The sequence below is a fragment of the Rathayibacter sp. VKM Ac-2754 genome (assembly GCF_009807095.1).
Lineage (GTDB): Bacteria > Actinomycetota > Actinomycetes > Actinomycetales > Microbacteriaceae > Rathayibacter.
Genome location: NZ_WUCC01000008.1, coordinates 20,061 through 41,677, shown reverse-complemented (window position 1 = coordinate 41,677; position 21,617 = coordinate 20,061). Strand labels below are relative to the sequence as shown.

The following is a 21,617-nucleotide window of genomic DNA, read 5'->3' as shown; positions in this document are numbered from 1 at the left end:
AGGCCGTTCAGACCCCGCGGGTCAGCGCGCCGACGATCCGGAGGATCGTGGACAGGTCGTCGACGGCCGCCGCGGGAGAGGCTGGCGCGAAGGAGGTGACGGCCCCGCCCGCGAGCGGGAATCGCGCGCGCAGCGCCTCGAGGCAGGCGATCAGGCGCGTGGCGGGGACGCCGAAGGGCACCGGGTCGAAGAGACCCGCGAGGTCGGCCGGGTCGAGGACGTCGAGGTCGATGTGCACGTACACCGCGCCGGCGCCGGTCGCCTCGACGGCGGCGACGAGCGACTCCGGATCGAGCGCGTCGACGGGGAGGTGCCGGACGCCGCTCTCGAGCAGGCCCTCGAGCTCGCCGGGGTCGCTCGAGCGGACACCGGCCAGCACGACGCGCTCGGCCGGGACCCGCTCGTCGGCGGCGGCGCTGAGCAGGCCGACGCCGTGCCCGAGCGCGGCCGAGAGGACCATGCCCGAGAAGGCGCCGCTCGGCGAGGTCGCGGGGGTGTTCGCGTCGGGGTGCGCGTCGAACCAGACCACGGCGACCGGCTGTGCCGAGACGCGGACGGCGTGGCCGAGGGCGGCGAAGGAGACGCCGCAGTCGCCCCCGATGGTGACGATCGGGCCGGTGCGGCCGAGGAGCGCCTCGCGCATCCGCTCGGTGGTGGTCGCGACCGAGGCGTAGCGGCGGACGCCCGTGTCCTGGGCGTCGCCCGCCTCGGGCGGCACGTCGACGACGATCGTCGCGGAGGAGGGCAGATCGCCGCGGATCGCCTCGGCTCCGTCGACCAGGCGCATGGCCCGCGTCGACGCGGAGCCCTGCCACTGCGGGACAACGAGGAAGGACGCCATGGGATTCACTATGGCACGCACGATCGCCGGGTCGAGGCGTGCGCCGGGCCCCCGTCCGGCCGGCCGCGCTCAGCGCGGGGCGTCGAGATCGACGAGAGCCTCGTCGAGCGCCGAGCGCCCCCGGTCGACGGCGCCGCGCGCCAGCTCGAGGGCGGCGGCGGGGTCGGTGGCGGCGAGTCGCGCCGCCTTCGCGAGCCGGTCGGTCGTCTCCTCCGCGAGGATCCGGGGTGCTGCGGTGACGCGATCGCCGTGCACGAGGCCGAGGAGCGACGCCGCGTCGGCCCCGAGGCGGGCGGCGGTCCGCGCGGCCTCGAAGAGCAGGAGCTGCCGCTCGGCTCGCGTCCGCGGCTCGCGGTAGCCGGCGACGACGGTGTCCAGCACGGCGTCCGCCTCGATCAGCAGGGCGAGGACGGCGGCCGGGTCGTGCAGTGAGCCGGCTGCTCGGGCCTCGTCGGCGTCGAGCAGCAGCGCGCTGGCGGCGGCGCACGCCGTCGCGACGTCGGCGGCCGATCCGAGCTGCGCCGCGGTGCGCACATCGGAGAGCGTCGCCGCCCGGTCGAGGTCGTCCCTGACCGAGCGCTCGAGACCGCTGAGCTGCGCCTCCGCCGTGGCGAGCAGAGCGGTCAGCCCCTCGACGGCGTCGAGCAGGGCGGAGGACGCGCCGTCGGCGACCGCGTCGAGTGCCTCGCGCAGCGGCCGCACCTGGCGCTCGGAGGAGGTGGTCGCGAGGACGGAGACGTCGGACCGGAGGCGCTGCAGCCGCTCCGGCAGGGTCGGGAGCGGCGGGGTCACTCCGCGATCGTACGGGCCCCGTGTTACAGACCGTGTCGCCGCGGGTCGACCGCGCCGCACGGGCGCCCCAGGATGGGACGCATGCCAGGAACGCTCGCCATCGTGGAGGTCACCCGTGCGCGACCCGGTCGCGACGAGTACCACGCCTACGTGCAGGTCCTGAACGGCCGCCTCCTCGCCGTCGCCCGCGAGCTCGGCTGGGAGGCGCGGCGCTTCGCCGCCGAGGACCTCGGCTCGGCGGCGCTGCTCGAGCAGACCGCCGGTGCGGACGCGATCGTGCTGGCCGGCGGCGAGGACATCGCGCCCGAGCGCTACGGAGTGGCGCGCGGCTACCCGGGCGAGGGACCGCACGCCGAGCGGGCCGACGCCGCGCAGATCGCTCTCGTGCACCGCGCGATCGCCCGCCGCACCCCGCTGCTCGGGATCTGCCGCGGACTCCAGATCGTCAACGTCGCCCTCGGCGGCACCCTCGTCCCCGACCTCGGACCCGACGCCGCGCACGTGAACGCCGCGGCCCCCGCGCACGAGCGGATGCACCGCCATGCGGTCGCCCTCGCGCCCATGACCTCGCTCGGCGACCTCTTCGGTGCCGACGAGCTCGCCGTGCAGAGCGCGCACCACCAGGCGGTCGATGTGCTGGCCCCCGGGCTGCAGGTGGCGGCGGTCGCCGACGACGGGGTCGTCGAGGCCATCGAGCACCGCTCGGCGCCGGTGCTGGCGGTGCAGTGGCACCCGGAGGATCCCGCCGCGCCGAGCGGCCAGCTCGCGACCCTGCTCGAGGGCCTCGCGCTCGCCGCGGCCGAGGGCTCGTTCGTCCGCCGAGCCCTCGCCGCCTGACGCGGTCAGCGCGCGAGTCGCGCCATCCACTCCTCGATGTCGTCGGCCGAGCGGGGGATGCCGACCGAGAGGTTCTCGGCGCCGTCGGACGTCACCAGCACGTCGTCCTCGATCCGCACGCCGATGCCGCGCAGCTCCTCGGGAACGGTGAGGTCATCGGGCTGGAAGTAGAGGCCCGGTTCGATCGTGAAGACCATGCCCTCCTCGACGACGCCGTCGAGGTACATCTCGCGCCGGGCCTTCGCGCAGTCGTGCACGTCGAGCCCGAGGTGGTGGCTGGTGCCGTGCACCATGTAGCGGCGGTGCTGCTGGTTGTCGGCCTCGAGAGCCTCCTCGGCGCTGACGGGGAGCAGGCCCCACTCGGCGGTGCGGCGGGCGATCACGGCCATCGCGGCGGCGTGCACCTCGCGGAAGCGGATGCCCGGCCGGACGATCGCGAAGGCCGCGTCGGCCGCCTCGCGCACCGTCTCGTGCACCCGGCGCTGCGCCTCGGTGTATCGCCCGTCGACGGGGAACGTGCGCGTGATGTCGGCGGTGTAGTAGCTCTCCTGCTCGACACCGGCGTCGAGCAGGACCAGGTCGCCGGGGCGCACGGGTCCGTCGTTCCGGGTCCAGTGCAGGATGCAGGCGTGCGCTCCCGCGGCCGCGATCGTGTCGTAGCCGACCGTGTTGCCGTCGGCGCGGGCGCGGCCGTTGAAGACGCCCTCGATCAGGCGCTCGCCCCGCTCGTGCGCGACGATCCGCGGCAGGTCGGAGAGCACGTCCTCGAAGCCGCGGGCGGTCGCGGCGACGGCGGCGCGGAGCTCGGCGATCTCGTAGGCGTCCTTGACCAGGCGCAGCTCGGAGAGGTCGCGCTCGAGGGCGTCGTCGCGCTCGGAACCGCCGTCGCGCTGCAGGCGGGCGGTCACCAGCGGGTCGGCCTCGCTCAGGAGGGCGACGGGGACGTCGTCGCGGGCGTCCAGAACGGCATCGAGCTCGTCGATGCCGCGGGCCTCGAGGCCCAGGTCGCTCGACACCTGCGCCAGCGAGGGGCGCGGGCCGATCCAGAACTCGCCGATCTCGGAGTTGGCGTAGAACTCGTCGGAGTCGCGGCCGGCGCGCTCGCGGAAGTGGAGCGTCGCGGTGTGACCGCCCTCGCCCGGCTCGAGCACGAGCACGGCGCCCGGCTCGGAGTCGGCGCCCCAGCCGGTGAGCCAGGTGAATGCGGAGTGCGCGCGGAAGGGGTAGTCGGTGTCGTTCGCGCGCTGCTTCAGCCGGCCGGCGGGGACGACGATGCGCTCGCCGGTGTGCAGGGCCGAGAGGCGCTCCCGGCGTCGCGCGGCGAACGCGGCCTGCTCGCGCGGCTCGGGGAGCGGCTCGGCGCGCTCGGCCCAGCCCGAGGCGATGAAGTCGCGGAAGCGGTCGGAGGCCGGAGTCGTCGACCGGTTCGTCGTCGCACGCGGCGTGGGTGCGGCGGCGGGGTCGGGAGTCGAGCGGGCTTCGGTCGTCTGGTCCGTGTCGGTCATGGAGTCCATTGTCCTCCTCCGCGAACGACCAGGCCCTAGGACGAGTCCTTGACCATCCCGCGCACCGAGAGCTGGACGAGGACCGGACGGTGATCGCTTCCGTCCTCGTCGTGATCGTCGAGGACGGAGTAGCCCGATACGTCCCAGCGGCCCGAGTAGAGGACGTGATCGATCGGCGCCCCGAGCAGCGCCGGCAGCGACGTCGGCCAGGTGCTGACGGCCGCCGAGTTCGCGAGCGCTCCGGAGTCGGAGCAGGCGCCCAGATCGGAGGTACCGGGGATCCCGCTCCAGTGGTCGAGTGTCGAGTTCAGGTCGCCGAGCACGACGACGTCGTCCTCGGTGCTGCAGAGGGCGGCGATGCGGCTGAGGTCGCTGCTCCAGTCGTCCATCAGCGCGGGGATCGGCGGCGCCGCGTGCACCGCGGCGATGACCGGCCGATCGGGGGTGTCGGGGCGGGCGACGAGGGAGGCGAGGGTCCCGGTGGGCACGCTCTCGGCATCGACCGTGTAGTTGCCGAGGGAGGCGGCGAGCAGGAGCGCGGTCCCCGCGACCCCCTCGTCGCCGGCGGCGTAGTGCAGGGTCATCGGCAGACCCGCCGCGCCGAGGGCGTCGACGACCCCCTGCGCCGACTCCTGCGAGACCTCGACCAGTGCCAGCGCGTCGACGGCGCTCTCGGTCGCGACGGCGGCGATCGTCTCGACCGGTACCGCGTCGAGCACGTTCCAGCTGAGCACGCGCAGATCGGCGAGGCGGTGGGCGCGCGGAGGCGTGGAGTCGCCGCCGCGGAAGGCCTGGAGACCCGAGAGGACCAGTGCGAAGGCGAGCCCGAGCGCCCCGAGGGCGAGCGCGAGGCGGCGGACGGGCCGCACGAGAACGGCGATCACGACGAGGACGACGACCACTCCGACGGCGCCGAGGGCCGTGGCCAGCCGGAACGACACGAGCTGCGCGAAGGGCGCCTCCCGGACGATCCCGAAGAAGCCGGGGGCGGCCACCACGATCAGCACGATCGCCACCGCGGCTGCCACCGCGAACTTCACCAGTCTCGTCCCCATCCCGGCTCAGGTTAGGGCATCCAGGCCCGAGGGGCCCGCCGACCCGCGTCTACGATGGTCCGCATGCATGTCGCGGGAGGCCGGTTCGACCTCCACACCCACTCCCTCGTCTCCGACGGCACGGAGCCGCCCGAGGTCCTCGTGCGGGCGGCGGCGTCGGCCGGGCTCGCCGGAGTGGCGCTGACCGATCACGACTCGACCGCCGGCTGGCCCGCCGCGATCGCCGCGGCCGAGGAGGCCGGGATCGAGCTCGTCCCCGGGATGGAGCTCTCGTCGCGGGCCGGCTGGGCGAGCGTGCACGTGCTGGCCTACCTCGTCGATCCGGACGACCCGGATCTGCTCGCCGAGACGACCCGGATCCGCTCCGAGCGCGTCCACCGAGCCGAGGCCATCGTCACCGCCATCGGCGCCGACTACGACCTGACCTGGGACGACGTCCTCGCGCAGACCAGCCCCGGCGCGACGATCGGCCGTCCGCACATCGCCGACGCCCTGGTCGCGCGCGGACTCGCCACCGACCGCTCCGCCGCGTTCGCGGGGATCCTCGACTGGCGCGGCGGCTACTTCCAGCCGCACTACGCACCCGACCCGGTCGACGCCGTCCGCCTCGTGCGCGCCGCGGGCGGGGTGCCGGTGATCGCGCACCCCGCGGCGAGCGCACGCGGGATCGCCGTCGAGCGGATGCTCCCGGAGCTGGTCGAGGCCGGGCTCTTCGGGCTCGAGGTCGAGCACCGCGAGAACACTCCCGACGGGAAGCGGAGGCTGCGCGAGCTGGCCGAGCGCTACTCGCTGGTCACGACGGGATCGAGCGACTACCACGGTACGGGCAAGCCGAACCGGCTCGGCGAGAACACGACCGACCGCGCGACGGTCGACGCGATCCGCGCCGCGGCCGGCCGCTGACGACGAACCGCCCCACGAGTTCTCGCGGGGCGGTTCGGTGAGTCGGACCTGAGGGGTGCCGGTCAGACCTGGGGAGAGTCGGGTCGCGGAGCGCGGTTGCGGGAGCGGGTGCGACGGCGCGGGGCGCTGTTGCCGTCGTGGTGCTCCTTGCTCTCGCTCGAGGGCGCCGGGCCGGTCTGCGGGGCAGCGACGTCGGCGCTGCGGCGACGGGGCTCGCGCGACTCGCGCTGGCGCGTCGAGCGCTCGGGGCGGGCGTCGGCCTTGGCCTCGGCGGGGATCGGGGTGGGCTTCAGGCGGCCCTTCGTCCCGACGGGGATGTCGAGGTCGGTGTAGAGGTGCGGCGACGACGAGTAGGTCTCGACCGGGTCGGGCTGGCCGAACTCGAGGGCGCGGTTGATGAGGGCCCACTTGTGCAGGTCCTCCCAGTCGACGAAGGTCACGGCGATGCCGGTCTTGCCCGCGCGGCCGGTGCGCCCGACGCGGTGCAGGTAGGTCTGGTCGTCGTCGGGGATCGTGTGGTTGATCACGTGGGTGACGTCGTTCACGTCGATGCCGCGCGCCGCGACGTCGGTCGCGATGAGGATGTCCTTCTTGCCGGCCTTGAACGCCGCCATCGCCCTCTCGCGCTGCTCCTGGTTGAGGTCGCCGTGCACGGCCGCGGCGTTGAAGCCCCGGTCGTTCAGCTCCTCGACGATGCGGGCGGCCGCGCGCTTGGTGCGGGTGAAGATGACGGTCTTGCCGCGACCCTCCGACTGCAGGATGCGCGCGATGACCTCGTCCTTGTCGAGCGAGTGCGCCCGGTAGACGATGTGCTTGATGTTGGCCTGCGTGATGCCCTCGTCGGGGTCGGTCGCGCGGATGTGGATCGGCCGGTTCATGAAGCGGCGGGCCAGAGCCACGATCGCGCCCGGCATCGTCGCCGAGAACAGCATGGTGTGGCGGGTGGCGGGGGTCTGCGCGAACAGCTTCTCGATGTCGCTGAGGAAGCCGAGGTCGAGCATCTTGTCGGCCTCGTCGAGCACCATCACCTGGACGCTCGCGAGCGACAGCAGGCGCTGACCGGCGAGGTCGAGGAGGCGCCCCGGCGTGCCGACGACGATCTGGGCGCCGGCCTTGAGCTGCTCGATCTGGCCCTCGTACGCCTTGCCGCCGTAGATCGAGACGATCTTGGTCGGCCGGTTCGAGGCGGCGAGCTCGATGTCCTCGGTCACCTGGACGGCGAGCTCGCGCGTGGGGACGACGATGAGCGCCTTGACGCCGGGCTCGGGGTCGGTGCCGAGCGCCTGGATCAGCGGCAGGCCGAATCCGAACGTCTTGCCGGTGCCGGTCTTGGCCTGCCCGATGATGTCCTGCTTCTGCAGGGCCAGGGGGATCGTCTGCTCCTGGATGGGGAACGGCTCGAGGATGCCCTTCGAGGCGAGGGCGGCGACGATGTCGTCGTCGATGTTCAGATCGGAGAATGTCACGGAGCGAAGCGCCTTACGTCTTGTACGGTCCACGCCCTGTACGACTCCGGGCGCTTAGGTCACCGATCCAGCGCCGGTGACGTCCCGGCGAGTCTACCGGCACCCGCCTCCGGGGGCCCGGAAGGCGTCGCCGACGCGCTCTACACTGATCGGATGGCAGCCTGGTTCCGACGTCGACGTCCCGCCGGCGACCTCCCTCGCCTCACTCCGCGCGGGGAGTCCTCGACCCGGCGCGACCGCGTCGACCTCGCCGATCTGACCCCCGAGGTCGTGCCCTACCTCGGGCAGGTGGCGTACCTCCAGCTCGCCATCTTCGAGGCTCTGGCCCGCGCCGTCGCCTCGACGGAGGACCTCGCCGACAAGGAGGCCATCTCGGCCGCCGCCGGCACCGCGCTCGCGAAGCACCACGCCGTGGTCGCCGAGCTGCGCCGCCGCGAGGTCGAGCCGGGGGAGGCGATGGCCCCGTTCCGTCCCGCCATCGACACGTTCGAGCGCCTGACGCGCGGCGCCGACCTGCACGAGACGCTGCTGTCGGCGTACATCACCGCGGGGCTGCTGGACGACTTCTTCATCCGCCTCACCGGCGGTCTGCCGAACGACGTGGGCCCGAGGATCGCCCAGACCCTCGGAGCCGAGACCGGCATCGACGGGCTGATCGCGATCCTCCGCCGTGAGATCGCCGCAGACGACCGGCTCGGTTCGCGGCTGGCCGTGTGGGGGCGGCGCCTCGTGGGCGACACCCTGCTGGTGGCGCGCTCGGCCCTGATGGGATCGGGCAACCACGACTCGGACGAGTCGCGCATCGAGCCGGTGTTCACCGAGCTCATCGCCTCGCACACGCGACGGATGGATGCGCTCGGCCTGACCGCCTGACGCAGAAGAGGGACGGGCCGTCGAGGATCTCGACGGCCCGTCCCTCTTCTGCGGCGGCTCCGCCCTAGGGCGCGACCCTGCCCGCGAGCATCGCCTCGAGCGCGGCTTCGTCGTGGCGCTCGCGGGCTCGCCCGAGGCGCACATCGACGAGCACGACGGCGAGGGCGGCCGCCACCAGGGTGATCACCCAGATGAGCCCGCCGTCCCATGCGAGCCCCGCCCAGGTCAGCGCGACCCAGACGACCGCCGCGACGATCCCGCCGACCGCCGGGACCACGACGGAGCCGTGCAGGTGGCGGTGGGGGAGCGCGTAGCGCGCGGCGAGTCCGAGGAGGACGCCGCCCAGGGTGACGAAGAGGAGTTCCATGGCTCGCCGCGGTGCGCGGGGCTAGGCGACGAAGCCGACGCGGCGGGACTCCTCGGAGCCGACCTCGACGAAGGCGATGGTCTCGGTCGGGATGATGTAGATCTTGCCCTTCTCGTCGCGCAGGCGGAGGACCTTGGTGCCGGCCTCGAGGGCGGTGGTCACCGTCTTCTCGACCTCGGTCACGGACATCGAGGACTCGAAGTTGAGCTCGCGCGGGGTGTTGACGATTCCGATACGGATTTCCACCAGCAGTGCCTTTCGGGAGGGGACGTGCTGTCACGATACGGCACCGCGCGAGGGCGCCGACGCGGGTTTCGCGCTGAGCGGATCGGTGTCGCGCAGGCGGCCGCGGGACGAGTCGGGCGCGGAGCGGATCAGCCGCCCCGCGGGCTCGGCGCCGGTGTCGGAGGTGTTCGTTAGCGTGGTCGCGTGACTGCTCCCGGATCTCCGATCGCCCCCTCCGCGCCGCCCCTCGCGGGCACCGCGCCGGGGCCGCTCGACGCGTCGCAGCGTGCGGTGCTCGAGCTGCCGGAGGGGCGCAGCGCCGCGGTCCTCGGGGCGCCGGGGTCCGGCAAGACGACGACGATCGTCGAGCTCGTGGCCGAGAGGGTGCTCGAGCGCGGGTACGCGCCCGAGGCTGTCGTGGTGCTGGCCGCCAGCCGGACGGCGGCCACGGCGCTCCGGGATGTCCTGGCGCTGCGCCTCGACGTGCCGACCAGGGGCCCCCTGGCGCGGACGGCGACGTCGCTGGCGTTCGAGGCGGTGACCGCCTCCGCGAAGGAGCGGGGGGTCGAGCGGCCGACGCTCCTGACGGGCGGAGAGCAGGACGCCCTGCTCTCCGAGCTGCTCGAGGGGCACCTCGTCGACGGGACGGGCCCGCGATGGCCCGACGAGTTCAGTCCCGAGGTGCTGCGCCTCCGCACCTTCCGCACCGAGCTGCGCGAGTTCGGCATGCGGGCGACCGAGCACGGTCTCGACTCGGCCGCCGTCCGCCGGTTGGCGGTGGACGCCGACCGCGGCGAGTGGACTGCGGCGGCGGCGGTCCTCGACGAGCTCCGCGACGTCGTCGACTGGATGGCGCCCGAGGCCGGCACCCGCCTCGACGCGGCCGAGTTCGCGGCGTTCGCGGCCGAGGCGATCCGCGACGGCGGCGGGGGCGAGCGGATCAGCGCGCTCCGTCTCGTGGTGGTCGACGACATGCAGGAGGCGAGCGAGTCGACGGTCGTCCTGCTCCGGGCGCTCGCCGAGCGAGGGGTGACGGTGATCGCGTTCGGCGACCCCGACGTGGCCACGAGCGCCTACCGCGGCGCCGCCTCCGACACGCTCGGCCGCTTCGCGAGCACCCTCGGCGTGCGCGACGCCGAGACGCTCGTCCTCGACCGCGTGCACCGCCACTCGGCGGCGCTGCGCTCCCTCGTGACCGCGGCGACCGAGCGGATCGGCACCGCCGCCGCCGGGCGGCAGCGGGCAGCGGTGGCCGAACCCGATCCCGACGGCGCCCCGCAGCCGGTCCTCGTCCTGCACGCGCCGACGCCCGCGCGCGAGGCGGCCACGATCGCGCGGCTCCTGCGCGAGCGGCGGCTGCGAGACGCGGTGCCGTGGCGGCGGATGGCCGTCGTCGTCCGCTCCGGAGCGGCGGTGCAGCCGCTCGTGAAGGCGCTCGCGGTCGCCGAGGTGCCGACCCGCTCGGTGCTGGCCGGCCGGGCGCTCCGCGACGACCACGCTGCACGCTCGCTGCTCGTGCTCGTCGGCGTGGCGATCGGCGAGCGTCCGCTCGACGCCGAGCTCGCCGCGGAGCTGCTGCTCGGGCCCTTCGGCGGCGTCGACCGCCTCGGGCTGCGGCGCCTCCGGCTCGCACTGCGTGCCGAGGAGCTCGCGGGCGACGGGATCCGCGCGAGCGATCCGCTCCTCGTCGAGGCGCTGTCGGCCCCCGGTCGCTTCGCCACCATCGACTCCGCGCCCGCCCGGCAGGCCGAGCGCCTGGCCGTCTCGATCGACAGGGTGCGCCGCCTCCACGACGAGGGCGGATCGATCGAGGAGCTGCTGTGGTCGGCCTGGGAGTCGAGCCGAGTCGCGTCGTCCTGGCGCGAGCTCTCGCTCGGCACGGGGCTCACCGCTGCCGAGGCGAACCGCAACCTCGACGGGGTCGTCGCTCTGTTCAGCGCCGCGCGCCGCTTCGTCGAGCGCGCGGCGGGCGACTCCGCGGCCGGATTCGTCACCGAGATCCTCGAGGCAGAGGTGCCGGAGGACTCGCTCGCCCCCCGCTCGCTCGAGGACGCCGTGCTCATCGGCACGCCCTCCTCGGTCGTCGGCCTCGAGTTCGACGTGATCGTGATCGCGCGGCTCCAGGACGGCGTGTGGCCGAACCTCCGGCAGCGCGGCTCGCTCCTCGACCCCGACGGCCTCGTCCGCGCCTCGCGGGGCGAGGGCGCCCTGCCGCTCGACGCCCGCAAGGCGACGCTCGACGACGAGCTGCGGATGTTCGTCCTCGCCGCCTCCCGCGCCCGGCGCCAGCTCGTGCTGAGCGCGGTCGCGGGCGAGGACGAGACTCCGTCCCTCTTCTTCCGGCTCACCCCTCCCGACGCGCCGCGCCTGGATGCCGCGTCCGCCGTGCCGCTGACGCTGCGGGGGGCCGTCGCGGGGCTCCGCCGGACGGCGACCACCCCGAACTCCGCCGAGGCGCCCTCGGCGATCCGCGGGCTGCGCGCCCTCGCGCTCGCTGAGGTCGCGGGGGCCGACCCCTCCTCCTGGTACGGCGTGCTCGAGCCCTCGACGAGCGAGCCGCTGTTCGACCTCGACGATCCCGAGCGTCCCGTCTCGGTGTCGCCCAGCCGCCTCGAGGCCTTCGAGAAGTCGCCGCTCGACTGGTTCGTCGATGCCGTCTCCGGCTCGACGACGAGCACCGCGATGGGCGTCGGCACGCTCGTGCACTGGGTGCTCGAGAACGCCGAGGAGCCCGACACCGAGGCGCTGTGGTCGGCCCTCGAGGCGCGCTGGCCCGAGCTCGTGTTCGAGTCGCCGTGGCTGGGGGAGCGGCAGAAGCGCCTCACCCGGCGACTGGTCGAGGGGCTCGCCGACTACCTCGCCGACTTCGAGCGCGCCGGTGGCGAGGTGCTCGGCCGCGAGCAGCAGTTCGAGATCGAAGTGCCGCCGGCGCGGGTGCGCGGCTCGATCGACCGGGTCGAGCGCGATCGCGACGGCGCGGTGACGATCGTCGACCTCAAGACCGGGCGCAGCACGCCCCGGCAGGCCGACATCGCCGATCACGCTCAGCTCGGCAGCTACCAGCTCGCGGTCGCGAGCGGAGCGATCGAGGCGGCGGGCTCGGCGGCCGAGGGCGGTGCCAAGCTGCTCTTCGTCGCCAAGGGGGTCCGCGGGAAGACCTACCGCGAGGTCGAGCAGCCGCGCTTCGGCGAGGAGGAGCTCGCCCGCCTGCGCGAGCGCGTCGTGGCCGCGGCGGTCGGCATGGCGGCGGCCGAGTTCTCGGGCCTGCTCGACGCCGTGCCCTTCTCACCCGGCGATGCGCTGCGCTACCGGATCCACGCGGTGCCGGAGGTGTCGGGAGACAAGCTCCTCCGCGTCGACCGGGACGACGACCAGCCCGACGACGACGAGCCCCACGACGACGAGCCCCACGACGAGGAGGAGGAGCAGCCGTGATCGACGCCCTGACCATCGCCGAGCGCCTCGACCTGCGCCCGCCCACCGCCGAGCAGCGCGCCGTCATCGAGGCGCCGCTCGCGCCGGCCCTCGTGGTCGCCGGAGCGGGCAGCGGCAAGACCGAGACGATGGCGAACCGCGTGCTGTGGCTGCTGGCCAACGGGCTGGCGGCGCCGTCCGACGTCCTCGGGCTGACCTTCACCCGCAAGGCCGCCGCCGAGCTCGGCGAGCGGATCGGCCGTCGCATCGACCAGCTCGGCGCGGCGGGCCTATTGCCGCTCGCCCCAGGGCAGACCGCGCCCGATCCGTTCGAGGCGGCGACGGTCTCGACCTACAACGCCTTCGCCAACACGATCTTCCGAGACAACGCCGCGCTGATCGGCCGCGAGGGCGACGCGACGGTCCTGTCCGAGGCGTCGGCCTGGCACCTCGCCCGCGGCGTCGTCGCCGACACGGTCGACCCGCGGATCCTCGAGGTCGAGGCGAGCCTCGACCGGCTGACCGATCTCGTGGTCTCGCTCGCCCACGACCTCGCCGACAACCTCGCCGACCCCGGCGAGGTCGCCGCCTTCGCCGAGGACTTCCTCCGGCTCGGAGAGCTGCCCCGCGGCTCGAGCGGCAGCGGGATGTACCGCGAGCTCGAGCGCGCCCTGCAAGCGGTCGGGGCGCTGCCCGTGCTGACGGCACTCGCCGAGCGCTTCCAGGAGGCGAAGGCCGACCGGGGCTTCGTCGAGTTCTCGGACCAGGTCGCCCTCGCCCTGCGCATCACCGAGCGCGTCCCCCGGATCATCGACGAGCACCGCGCCCGCTACCGCGTCGTGCTCCTCGACGAGTACCAGGACACCTCCGTGCTGCAGACCCGCCTGCTCGCCCGGCTGTTCGCCGAGCAGAGTGTGATGGCCGTCGGCGATCCGCACCAGTCGATCTACGGCTGGCGGGGGGCCAGCGCGGAGGGCCTCGGGCGCTTCGCCGCCGACTTCGGCTCGGCGCACCGCTTCTCCCTCTCGACCAGCTGGCGGAACGGCCACGGAGTGCTCGCCGCCGCGAACGCGATCGTCGCGCCCCTCGCCGCCGGGAGCGCGGTGCCCGTCGACCGGCTGGCCGCGGGCCCCGGCGCGAGCGGTCACCCGGTCGAGCTGACGTTCCCCGAGACGATCGACGAGGAGGCCGACGACGTCGCGCGGTGGTTCGCCGGACGCCTGGCCGAGACTCCCGAGCCACCGTCGGCGGCGGCGCTGTTCCGGGTGCGCGCCCACATGGACCGCTTCGCCGCGGCACTCTCGCGGCACGGCGTCCGCTACCACATCCTCGGCATCGGCGGCCTGCTGCGGCAGCCCGAGATCGCCGACCTCGTCGCCGCGCTGACGGTCGTCGACGATCCGGCGGCCGGCAGCGAGCTCGTGCGCCTGCTCGCCGGGGCCCGCTGGCGCCTCGGCGTCCGCGACCTGAAGGCGCTGCGCGACCTCGCCTCCTGGCTCGCCTCCCGCGACCACGCGCACCGCCTGCTGCCCGAGGAGGTCCGCGAGCGGATGCGCGCCTCCGTCACCGAGGGCGAGGGCGGCTCGATCGTCGAGGCGCTCGACTTCATCGCCGCGCGGCGCCCGGGAGAGGACGGCCGGCTCGACCACTCCGCCCTGAGCGCCTTCAGCGAGGAGGGGCTCCGGCGCCTGCACGACGCGGGGAGCCTCTTCGCCCGCCTCCGCGCCCGCGCCGGGCTCGACCTGCTCGACTTCGTGACCCTGGTCGAGCAGGAGCTCGGTCTCGACATCGAGGTCGAGGCGAACGAGACCCGCGGCGACGGCCGCGCCAACCTCGAGGCGTTCCGCGAGGCGGCGGCGGGCTACCTGCAGACCGACGACCGCGGCGCCGGCACCGGATCCTCGCTGCGCGGCTTCCTCCGCTGGCTGGTCCTCGCCGACAAGCGCGACGGCCTGGCCCCGCGCCCCGAGGATCCGGAGCCCGGCACCGTGCAGCTGCTCACGATCCACGGGTCGAAGGGCCTCGAGTGGGATCTCGTTGCGGTGCCCCGACTCGTCGACGGCGAGCTCCCGGGTACGCCGATCGAGGGCTTCCGCGGCTGGGTGCGGCTCGGAGCGATGCCCTACGCCTTCCGGGGCGACGCCGCCGAGCTGCCCGATCTCGCCTGGCGCGGCTGCGCGACGCAGAAGGAGGTGGTCGACGCGATGACCGCGTTCGGCGACACCCTGCGCGAGCGCAACGAGTCGGAGGAGCGCCGCCTCGCCTACGTCGCCGTCACCCGCGCACGGCACCGCCTGCTGCTCAGCGGGTCGTGGTGGGCCGGCCAGTCGAAGCCCCGCGGTCCCGGGGTGTTCCTCCGCGACCTCGCGGACGCCGACACGATCCCCGAGCTCCCGCCCGAGCCGCAGAACCTCGAGAACCCGCTCGAGCAGGCGCCGCGCACCTTCCGCTGGCCCCACGACCCGCTCGGAGCCCGCGGCGACCGCGTCCGCGCCGCCGCCGAGCGCGTCCGCCTCGCCGAGCCCGCTCTCGTCGGCGCGCGCGGGAACGACATCCGCCTCCTCCTCGCCGAGCGGGCGGTGCGCCTGAGCGGCGGCGAGCGCGTCGCCCTCCCCACCCGCATCCCCGCGTCGCGCTTCAAGGACATCGTGAGCACCCCCGCCGAGGTCACCGCGCAGCTGCGCCGGCCCATGCCCGAGCGGCCCTACCGGCAGACGCGCCTCGGCACGACCTTCCACTCCTGGGTCGAGAATCGCTTCGGGGTCCAGGGCGGCGCGGAGGCGGTCGACACCTTCCCCGACGAGCTCGACGGCACCGGCGGCACGAGCATCGAGCACGAGCAGCTCGCCGCGCTCATCGAGACCTTCGAGCGCTCGGAGTGGGCCGACCGGCGACCGGAGGCCGTCGAGATCGAGATCCACCTGCAGCTCGCGGGTCACGTCGTCGTCTGCAAGCTCGACGCGGTGTACCCGACGGCGGACGGCCACCAGATCGTCGACTGGAAGACCGGACGCGCCCCGAAGGACGCCGCCGATCTCGAGCTCAAGCAGTTCCAGCTGGCGCTCTACCGCCTGGCCTTCGCGCGGTGGCGCGGCGTCCCGCTCGAGAGCGTCGACGCCGTGTTCTACTTCATCGCCGACGACCTCGTGCTGCGCCCCGAGCGGTTCTACTCGGAGCGGGAGCTCGCGGAGTCGCTCTCCTCGGCCACGGGGGCCAGCCCGCGGCCGTGAGCGGAGGAGTCGGTGCGGGCGCCCGGCGTGCGGTTCAGCAGCTCCTCCACCTCCGACACCTCGAGCACCGGGCCGGTGTCGGTCGAGAGCGGAGCCGACAGGTCGCCGAGCACGCTGTCGACGAGCGTGTCGAGCATGCCGACCGCGTCGTCGACGATCGTGGCGTCGCCGGTCTCGGTGCCGTGCAGCAGCCAGCGCGCGAGCTCGAGCTCGGCGTAGAGCTGAGCGCGCTGACGGACCGCGCGGTCGACGGCGCCGGCCCGCATCCGGGCGTACGCCGACAGGGCCGTGCCCGAGTCGGGCGCGCTGAGGAGCCAGTGCAGATCGCGCGCGGGATCGCCCACCCGCAGCGCCGCCCAGCCGAGCACGCCTGTGACGACCTCGCCGGAGCGGAGGAAGGAGTCGGAGGTCATCGAGCCGTTCACGACCGTCGGATCGAACTGCCACAGGGAGTCGTCCGACGAGGCGGACTCCCAACGGGCGACCAGAGCGGCGGGCACGTGGCCGGTGTCGGCCGCGCGCTCGATGACGGCGACCGTCTCGTTCACGCTGTCTCGGGCGGACGAGACGGGCAGTCCCGCCTCCTGAACGAACGAGGCCGGCAGCGAGTGGATCGCTCCGATCGCCCGGCCCACGGAGTCGGCGAGCCCGCTCGAGGGGGCGACGTCGTCGATCAGGACGCGGTCGCCGTCGAGGTACTCGTAGACGACGGCGCGAGTGCCGTCGAACGTGGTCTGGCCGACGCTCGCCTGCAGATCGAAAGGCAGCCGGCTGCGGATGCCGGCGGTGAGCGCGCGCAGGGCGACGAGGTCGCCGAGCTGCTCCTGCTCGGCCAGAGCGGAGGTGGGGACCCGCACGACCAGCCGGGCGCCGTCGCGTGTGGTCAGGAGGGCGGAGTCGAAGTCGCCGTGCGTCGAGTGGGTGAACGGGCGCGCGGTGCGGACGTCGAGGCCCTCGACGGCCGAAGTGGCCAGCGCGGCTAGAGTGAGGTGGGATCTGGCCATGGGTTCTAGGTTAGGTCGCTCGACGCCCGACCACCCCGATCGCCACGCGCACTCCCGCCGATGCCGGCGGTCGCGGAGGCGGTGGCCGGAGCCCCGGACTGCGCCGTCGCACCCCTGACGTCATCCCCTGGAAAAGAGCCACGCATGCCGCTGTCCTTCGCCGATCGCCTCCCGCTCTCGCGCCAGGCCGCCGATCGCGACTACCTGACCCGGGCGCGTCCCGCGCTCTACGACGAGCTCCTCGGGGACGAGACGACGCGGGTGCTGCCGCTCTGGAAGGACAGGGCCCTGGTCGACGGCGACCGGCTCGTGCTCCGCAGCGTCCAGGACGTCACGGCGGGCACGCTCCGCGTCTACCTCGGCCGCACCACCGTCGACGCCGAGGGGGAGCCCGCCGGCACTCCCGTCATCGCGACGGTGCTCACCGACGCGGCGGCCGCCGAGCTCGAGCCCGACGAGGAGCGCTGGAGCGGGCTGCGCCCGATCGCCGAGAAGCTCAGCGACCGCGATGCGGGTCTCTTCACCGAGGCGCTCGCGATCGTCAACTGGCACGCCTCCCACGGCTACTCGCCCCGCAACGGCGACCCCACCGTCGTCGAGCAGGGCGGCTGGGTGCGCCGCTCGCCCACCGATGGCAGCCAGGTCTTCCCGCGGACCGACCCCGCGATCATCGTCTGCGTCCTCGACGACGACGACCGCCTCCTGCTGGGCTCGAACGCGATGTGGGGCGCCGACCGGTTCTCGCTCCTCGCCGGCTTCGTCGAGCCGGGCGAGTCGCTCGAGGCGGCCGTCGTCCGCGAGATCTTCGAGGAGTCGGGGATGCGCGTGGTCGACCCGCAGTACCTCGGCTCGCAGCCCTGGCCGTTCCCTGCCTCGCTGATGATCGGCTTCACCGCCAGACTCGCGCCCGACCAGGCGCCCGCCGCGTTGAAGCCCGACGGCGAGGAGATCGTCGATCTGCGCTGGTTCACCCGCCAGCAGCTGCACGACTCGCTCGAGTCGGTGCTGCTGCCCGGCCGCTCCTCCATCGCCCGCGCGATGATCGAGGACTGGTACGGGGGCGAGCTGGAGAACGGTCCGATCCTCGCGTGAGCCTCCTCGACGGGCTCGACGAGGGGCAGCGCGAGGCGGCGGAGGCGCTGCTCGGCCCGGTCTGCGTCCTCGCGGGCGCGGGCACGGGCAAGACCCGCACCATCACGCACCGGATCGCGCACGGCGTCGCGACCGGCGTCTACACGCCCGGCCGGGTGATGGCGCTGACCTTCACCAGCCGCTCGGCCGCCGAGCTGCGCACCCGACTCCGGGTGCTCGGCGCCGGAGGCGTCCAGGCCCGCACGTTCCACGCGGCCGCGCTCTCGCAGCTGAGCTACTTCTGGCCGCAGTTCGTCGGCGGCACGATGCCGCAGCTGCTCGACAACAAGGCCCGGATGCTGGGGCACGCGGCCGAGCGGCTCCGCCTCAAGCTCGACACCGCGACCCTCCGCGACCTCTCGGCCGAGATCGAGTGGCGCAAGGTCTCGGCGCTCTCGCTCGAGCAGTACGCGGTCGCCGCGCGCACCCGCGCGCAGCCCGGGCGGCTGACCCTCGACCAGACGATCGCGCTGGTCGAGGAGTACGAGGGACTCAAGGACCAGCGCCGCCAGATCGACTTCGAGGACGTCCTCCTCGTCACGGCGGGGATGCTCGAGTCGGAGCCGGCGATGGCGATGCAGGTCCGCGAGCAGTACCGCTTCTTCGTCGTCGACGAGTACCAGGACGTCTCGCCGCTGCAGCAGCGGCTGCTCGAGCTCTGGCTCGGCGATCGGAGCGATCTGTGCGTCGTCGGCGATGCCAGCCAGACGATCTACTCGTTCGCGGGCGCGAAGGCCGACTACCTCCTCGACTTCGCGTCGCGCTGGCCCGCGGCCACCGTGGTGCGGCTCGAGGAGAACTACCGCTCGGCGCCTCCGATCGTGCAGACCGCGAACCGGCTGATGCGCGGGCGCCCGGGCGCGCTCGTCCTGCACTCCGTCCAGCCCGCCGAGGCGCCGGAGCCGAGCGTCGACGCGTACCCCGACGACATCGCGGAGGCTCGGGGCATCGCCGCGCGCGTGGCCGCGGACATCGAGGCGGGCATCCGCCCCTCCGACATCGCCGTCCTCTTCCGCACCAACTCGCAGTCGGCGGTGATCGAGCACGCCCTCGGCGAGCGGGGAGTCAGCGCCCACATGCGCGGGGGCAAGCGCTTCTTCGACCTGCCCGAGGTGAAGCAGGCCGTCATGCAGCTGCGCGCCGCCTCGGTGTCGATCGCGGGGGAGCCGCTGTTCAAGTCGGTGAGCGACGTGCTGCGCTCGCTCGGCTGGAGCGCGGAGCCTCCGAGCGCCCCCGGGGCGGTCCGCGATCGCTGGGAGTCGCTCGACACCCTCGCCCGTCTCGTCGACGAGGCCCCGGCCGAGTGGACCTTCAAGCAGTTCACCGACGACCTGCTCGCCCGGCAGCAGGGGCACCACGAGCCCGATCGCGCGGCGGTGACGCTTGCGACCTTCCACTCGGCCAAGGGCCTCGAGTGGGACTCCGTGCATCTGATGGGGCTCGCGGAGGGGCTCGTCCCCATCTCGTACGCGAACGGCCTCGAGGCGATCGACGAGGAGCGCCGCCTCCTCTACGTCGGCATCACCCGCGCCCGGCGCCGGCTGCGGCTCTCGTGGTCGGCCTCGACGGTCGGGCGGGTCACGCGGAGGGAGCCGTCGCGGTTCCTCGCCGAGATCGGCCCCCGACCGGCGATCTCTCGCGAGGCGGGCCCCCGAGACTCCGGCACGCGCAGTCGCGGTGCGGCTCCAGCGGGCGCTCGCTGAACGCCCCCGACGCGTCGGAGTAGGTCCTGACCGAGCGGCTCAGCCCGGTCCAGCCGGCGAGCACTCGGCGCAGCGCGGCGTCGGCCGCTGCGACCGCCAGTGCGGCACTCGCCAGCGGAGTCCGCGTCGGGGCCGTCCTCCCGAGCACCTGGATGATCAGCCTCGGCCAGTCCGGGTCGAGGTCGATGCGATCGCGGTCGGCGCAGTGCAGGCACGGGCCTCGCCCCGGCTCGACCAGGGGGCCTAGTCGCACCGACTCGTCGCCGAAGACCAGCGGGAGGTGCGGCACGTCGGCCGCGAGCCAGTGCGCCGCTCGCGCTGGAGCCACGGCGAAGTCGGCGACGAGCACGGCCAGGTCCGGCACCGCGTCCTCGGGCACCAGATCGCAGCCCTCGCCGCGCAGGAGGGTCCGGAGCGCGTCGGCCGCGGCTCCGACTCCCTCGACGACGATCCGCGGCGACACCGGCGGTTCCGGGTCGATGCTCCGCAGCAGCACCGGGCGCAGCGCTGCGAGCACGTGCTCGATCCGGGCCTCGGAGGCGCCGGCCCGCCGCGCGATCAGCCGCGCCGTCCCCGCGCTGGTCCCGAGACGCAGGGCGTGCAGCAGCAGCTCCTCGGCGTAGCCGATCCCCTCGAGGACGACGTGCGGATGGTCGAGTCCGACCTGCATCGCGGTCGCCGAGCGCCAGAGGAGCGGGTAGCGGGGATCGAGCCGGAGGACCATCGGGCGATCATGGCCCAGGCGCGCGATCCTCCGCTCGAGTTGTCCACAGGCCCGCGGAGTCGACCGGCCCGAGCGGAAGAGCTCAGGCCGAGCGGACCGGCTCAGACCGGGCGGTCGCCCGTCGGCCCCTGCTCGTCGCCGTCGGCCGGGGGAGTCGTGCCGTTCAGCAGCTCCTCGAGGGCGATGTCCATCTCGTCGGGCTCCGGAGTCTCGCCGCGAGCCTCGGCGGTCAGCCGCGCGACGAGCGCGGCCGGGTCGTCGAGGTCGTCCGATCCCGGCAGCAGGTCGGGGTGCGACCACAGGGCGTCGCGCGCCTCCGGTCCGACCGCGTCGGTCACGGCCTGCCACATCGCGGCGGCCTCGCGGAGGCGCCGCGGGCGCAGCTCCAGACCGACGAGCGTCGCGAACGCCGACTCGGCGGGGCCGCCGGCGGCGCGGCGGCGGCGCACCGTCTCGGCGATCGCACCCGCGCTCGGCAGCCGCGTGGTCGCGGCGGCGGTCACGACGTCGACCCAGCCCTCGATCAGCGCGAGCACGGTCTCGAGCCGTCCGTGCGCAGCGAGCTGCTCCTCGGTCTTCGGCGGGATGAGCGCGCCGCTGGTCATCGCGTCGCGCAGCTCCTCGGGGTTCGAGGGGTCGAAGTTCTCGGCGAGCTCCTCGAGGCGGGTGGTGTCGATGCTGATCCCGCGGGCGAAGTCGGTGATCTGCGAGATGAGCGCGAGCCGGAGCCACTTGCCGTGCCGGAAGAGGCGGGCGTGAGCGAGCTCGCGGACCGCGAGGTAGATCTGCACCTGGTCGACCGGGATGTCGAGTCCCTCGCCGAAGGCCGCGACGTTCTGCGGGAGGATCGCGGCGTCGTTCTCCTCGAGCAGCGGGATGCCGATGTCGCCGCCCGAGACGACCTCGGCCGCGAGCTGTCCGACGACCTGGCCGAGCTGGAGCGCGAAGAGCGTGCCGCCGATGCCCCGCATCATGTTCTCGGCGCCCGCGATCATCTCCCGCATCTCCTCCGGGGCCTGGTCGCGCATCACGCCGGTGAGGGCGTCCGAGATGCTCAGGGCGACCGGCTCGGCGAGCTGCGTCCAGACGGGCATGGTCAGGGCGATCCACTCGAGCCGGCTGAGCGAGCGCGGCGGACGGGTCAGCTCCGAGACGTAGGCGACCTCGTCGAGCCACAGGGCCGCGACTCCGAAGGCCCCGTCGATCGGCCCGCGGACGCTGTCGGAGACGGGGGTCGAGTCGGCCCGGGCGATCTGCTTCGCCTGCTCGAGAGCGAGCGACCAGTTGATGCCGCCGTCGCCGCTCTGCTGCATCGCGCTCTGCAGCTGCGAGAGCAGGTTCTGCAGGGCGACCGGGTCGTTCGGGAGTCCCGCCGCCCCGGCGAGCTGCGAGGGGTCGATCGGGCCGTTGCCCGAGAGGAACTGCCGGAGCATCTCGCGGAACTCGTCCTCGGAGCCGCCGCCCATCCGGTCTGCGCTGTCGCCTTCGGCCATGGGGATCAGCCCTTCCGTCGTTCGGATCGAACGGCCCGTCACGGGCCTGGACGG

General features: G+C 74.1%; 15 protein-coding genes and 1 pseudogene. 7 read left to right on the top strand and 9 right to left on the bottom strand.

Features of this window, described 5'->3' with window-relative positions:
* Positions 1 to 7 precede the first annotated feature (7 nt).
* Both GRS92_RS13815 and GRS92_RS13810 read right to left on the bottom strand, forming a co-directional pair.
* Positions 8 to 877: pseudogene (locus tag GRS92_RS13815) on the bottom strand (arginase family protein); the annotation flags it as partial.
* Positions 878 to 910: 33 nt separating this feature from the next.
* Positions 911 to 1,633, bottom strand: coding sequence for a hypothetical protein (locus tag GRS92_RS13810; RefSeq protein ID WP_159857365.1), 723 nt, complete (start codon positions 1,631 to 1,633; stop codon positions 911 to 913).
* Between the two features lie 81 nt (positions 1,634 to 1,714).
* On the opposite strand from GRS92_RS13810, the gene GRS92_RS13805 reads away from it, so the two are divergent.
* Complete coding sequence (locus tag GRS92_RS13805; RefSeq protein ID WP_235022035.1) at positions 1,715 to 2,470, top strand: gamma-glutamyl-gamma-aminobutyrate hydrolase family protein; 756 nt, start codon at positions 1,715 to 1,717, stop codon at positions 2,468 to 2,470.
* 5 nt (positions 2,471 to 2,475) lie between these two features.
* Here the strand turns inward: GRS92_RS13805 and GRS92_RS13800 are convergent, their stop codons facing one another.
* Together GRS92_RS13800 and GRS92_RS13795 are read right to left on the bottom strand one after the other, a co-directional pair.
* Entirely contained in the window at positions 2,476 to 3,984 is a 1,509-nt protein-coding gene (locus GRS92_RS13800) for an aminopeptidase P family protein (protein WP_159857361.1), read from the bottom strand.
* 26 nt (positions 3,985 to 4,010) lie between these two features.
* Positions 4,011 to 5,030 (bottom strand): endonuclease/exonuclease/phosphatase family protein, encoded by a 1,020-nt coding sequence (locus GRS92_RS13795; protein ID WP_159857359.1) that lies wholly within the window; start codon positions 5,028 to 5,030, stop codon positions 4,011 to 4,013.
* Between the two features lie 63 nt (positions 5,031 to 5,093).
* Here GRS92_RS13795 and GRS92_RS13790 point away from each other — a divergent pair, with 63 nt between their 5' ends.
* The gene (locus tag GRS92_RS13790) at positions 5,094 to 5,933 is read left to right on the top strand and encodes a PHP domain-containing protein (protein WP_159857357.1); all 840 of its coding nucleotides are present in this window, start codon (positions 5,094 to 5,096) and stop codon (positions 5,931 to 5,933) included.
* 62 nt (positions 5,934 to 5,995) lie between these two features.
* Here the strand turns inward: GRS92_RS13790 and GRS92_RS13785 are convergent, their stop codons facing one another.
* Positions 5,996 to 7,399 (bottom strand): DEAD/DEAH box helicase, encoded by a 1,404-nt coding sequence (locus tag GRS92_RS13785; RefSeq protein WP_159857355.1) that lies wholly within the window; start codon positions 7,397 to 7,399, stop codon positions 5,996 to 5,998.
* A gap of 153 nt (positions 7,400 to 7,552) precedes the next feature.
* On the opposite strand from GRS92_RS13785, the gene GRS92_RS13780 reads away from it, so the two are divergent.
* Complete coding sequence (locus GRS92_RS13780) at positions 7,553 to 8,272, top strand: ferritin-like fold-containing protein (protein WP_159857353.1); 720 nt, start codon at positions 7,553 to 7,555, stop codon at positions 8,270 to 8,272.
* A 64-nt stretch (positions 8,273 to 8,336) separates the two neighbouring features.
* Here GRS92_RS13780 and GRS92_RS13775 read toward each other — a convergent pair whose 3' ends face one another.
* Both GRS92_RS13775 and GRS92_RS13770 read right to left on the bottom strand, forming a co-directional pair.
* Positions 8,337 to 8,639 (bottom strand): hypothetical protein, encoded by a 303-nt coding sequence (locus tag GRS92_RS13775; protein ID WP_159857351.1) that lies wholly within the window; start codon positions 8,637 to 8,639, stop codon positions 8,337 to 8,339.
* Between the two features lie 21 nt (positions 8,640 to 8,660).
* Positions 8,661 to 8,885 (bottom strand): DUF3107 domain-containing protein, encoded by a 225-nt coding sequence (locus GRS92_RS13770; RefSeq protein WP_056042082.1) that lies wholly within the window; start codon positions 8,883 to 8,885, stop codon positions 8,661 to 8,663.
* Between the two features lie 183 nt (positions 8,886 to 9,068).
* Here GRS92_RS13770 and GRS92_RS13765 point away from each other — a divergent pair, with 183 nt between their 5' ends.
* Complete coding sequence (locus GRS92_RS13765; protein WP_159857349.1) at positions 9,069 to 12,299, top strand: ATP-dependent DNA helicase; 3,231 nt, start codon at positions 9,069 to 9,071, stop codon at positions 12,297 to 12,299.
* Positions 12,296 to 15,508 carry an ATP-dependent DNA helicase gene (locus GRS92_RS13760; RefSeq protein ID WP_159857347.1) on the top strand — a complete coding sequence of 1,071 codons (3,213 nt, stop codon included), beginning with the start codon at positions 12,296 to 12,298 and terminating at the stop codon, positions 15,506 to 15,508. The genes GRS92_RS13765 and GRS92_RS13760 overlap by 4 nt, the downstream gene beginning before the upstream one ends.
* Here GRS92_RS13760 and GRS92_RS13755 read toward each other — a convergent pair.
* Positions 15,445 to 16,512, bottom strand: a complete 1,068-nt coding sequence (locus GRS92_RS13755; protein WP_159857345.1) for a phosphotransferase — start codon at positions 16,510 to 16,512, stop codon at positions 15,445 to 15,447. The genes GRS92_RS13760 and GRS92_RS13755 overlap by 64 nt on opposite strands.
* 144 nt (positions 16,513 to 16,656) lie before the next feature.
* On the opposite strand from GRS92_RS13755, the gene nudC reads away from it, so the two are divergent.
* Together nudC and GRS92_RS13745 are read left to right on the top strand one after the other, a co-directional pair.
* Complete coding sequence (gene nudC / locus GRS92_RS13750; protein ID WP_159857343.1) at positions 16,657 to 17,604, top strand: NAD(+) diphosphatase; 948 nt, start codon at positions 16,657 to 16,659, stop codon at positions 17,602 to 17,604.
* Positions 17,601 to 19,346, top strand: a complete 1,746-nt coding sequence (locus GRS92_RS13745; RefSeq protein WP_159857341.1) for an ATP-dependent helicase — start codon at positions 17,601 to 17,603, stop codon at positions 19,344 to 19,346. The genes nudC and GRS92_RS13745 overlap by 4 nt, the downstream gene beginning before the upstream one ends.
* Before the next feature lie 825 nt (positions 19,347 to 20,171).
* Here GRS92_RS13745 and GRS92_RS13740 read toward each other — a convergent pair.
* Complete coding sequence (locus GRS92_RS13740; RefSeq protein WP_159857339.1) at positions 20,172 to 21,563, bottom strand: zinc-dependent metalloprotease; 1,392 nt, start codon at positions 21,561 to 21,563, stop codon at positions 20,172 to 20,174.
* Positions 21,564 to 21,617 lie beyond the last annotated feature (54 nt).

Excerpts from the sequence above, each read along its gene's own strand:
- GRS92_RS13805 (WP_235022035.1), top strand. The coding sequence starts at position 1,715 with ATGCCAGGAACGCTCGCCATCGTGGAGGTCACCCGTGCGCGACCCGGT.
- GRS92_RS13800 (WP_159857361.1), bottom strand. The coding sequence starts at position 3,984 with ATGGACTCCATGACCGACACGGACCAGACGACCGAAGCCCGCTCGACT.
- GRS92_RS13795 (WP_159857359.1), bottom strand. The coding sequence starts at position 5,030 with ATGGGGACGAGACTGGTGAAGTTCGCGGTGGCAGCCGCGGTGGCGATC.
- GRS92_RS13790 (WP_159857357.1), top strand. The coding sequence starts at position 5,094 with ATGCATGTCGCGGGAGGCCGGTTCGACCTCCACACCCACTCCCTCGTC.
- GRS92_RS13780 (WP_159857353.1), top strand. The coding sequence starts at position 7,553 with ATGGCAGCCTGGTTCCGACGTCGACGTCCCGCCGGCGACCTCCCTCGC.
- GRS92_RS13775 (WP_159857351.1), bottom strand. The coding sequence starts at position 8,639 with ATGGAACTCCTCTTCGTCACCCTGGGCGGCGTCCTCCTCGGACTCGCC.
- GRS92_RS13755 (WP_159857345.1), bottom strand. The coding sequence starts at position 16,512 with ATGGCCAGATCCCACCTCACTCTAGCCGCGCTGGCCACTTCGGCCGTC.
- nudC (WP_159857343.1), top strand. The coding sequence starts at position 16,657 with ATGCCGCTGTCCTTCGCCGATCGCCTCCCGCTCTCGCGCCAGGCCGCC.
- GRS92_RS13740 (WP_159857339.1), bottom strand. The coding sequence starts at position 21,563 with ATGGCCGAAGGCGACAGCGCAGACCGGATGGGCGGCGGCTCCGAGGAC.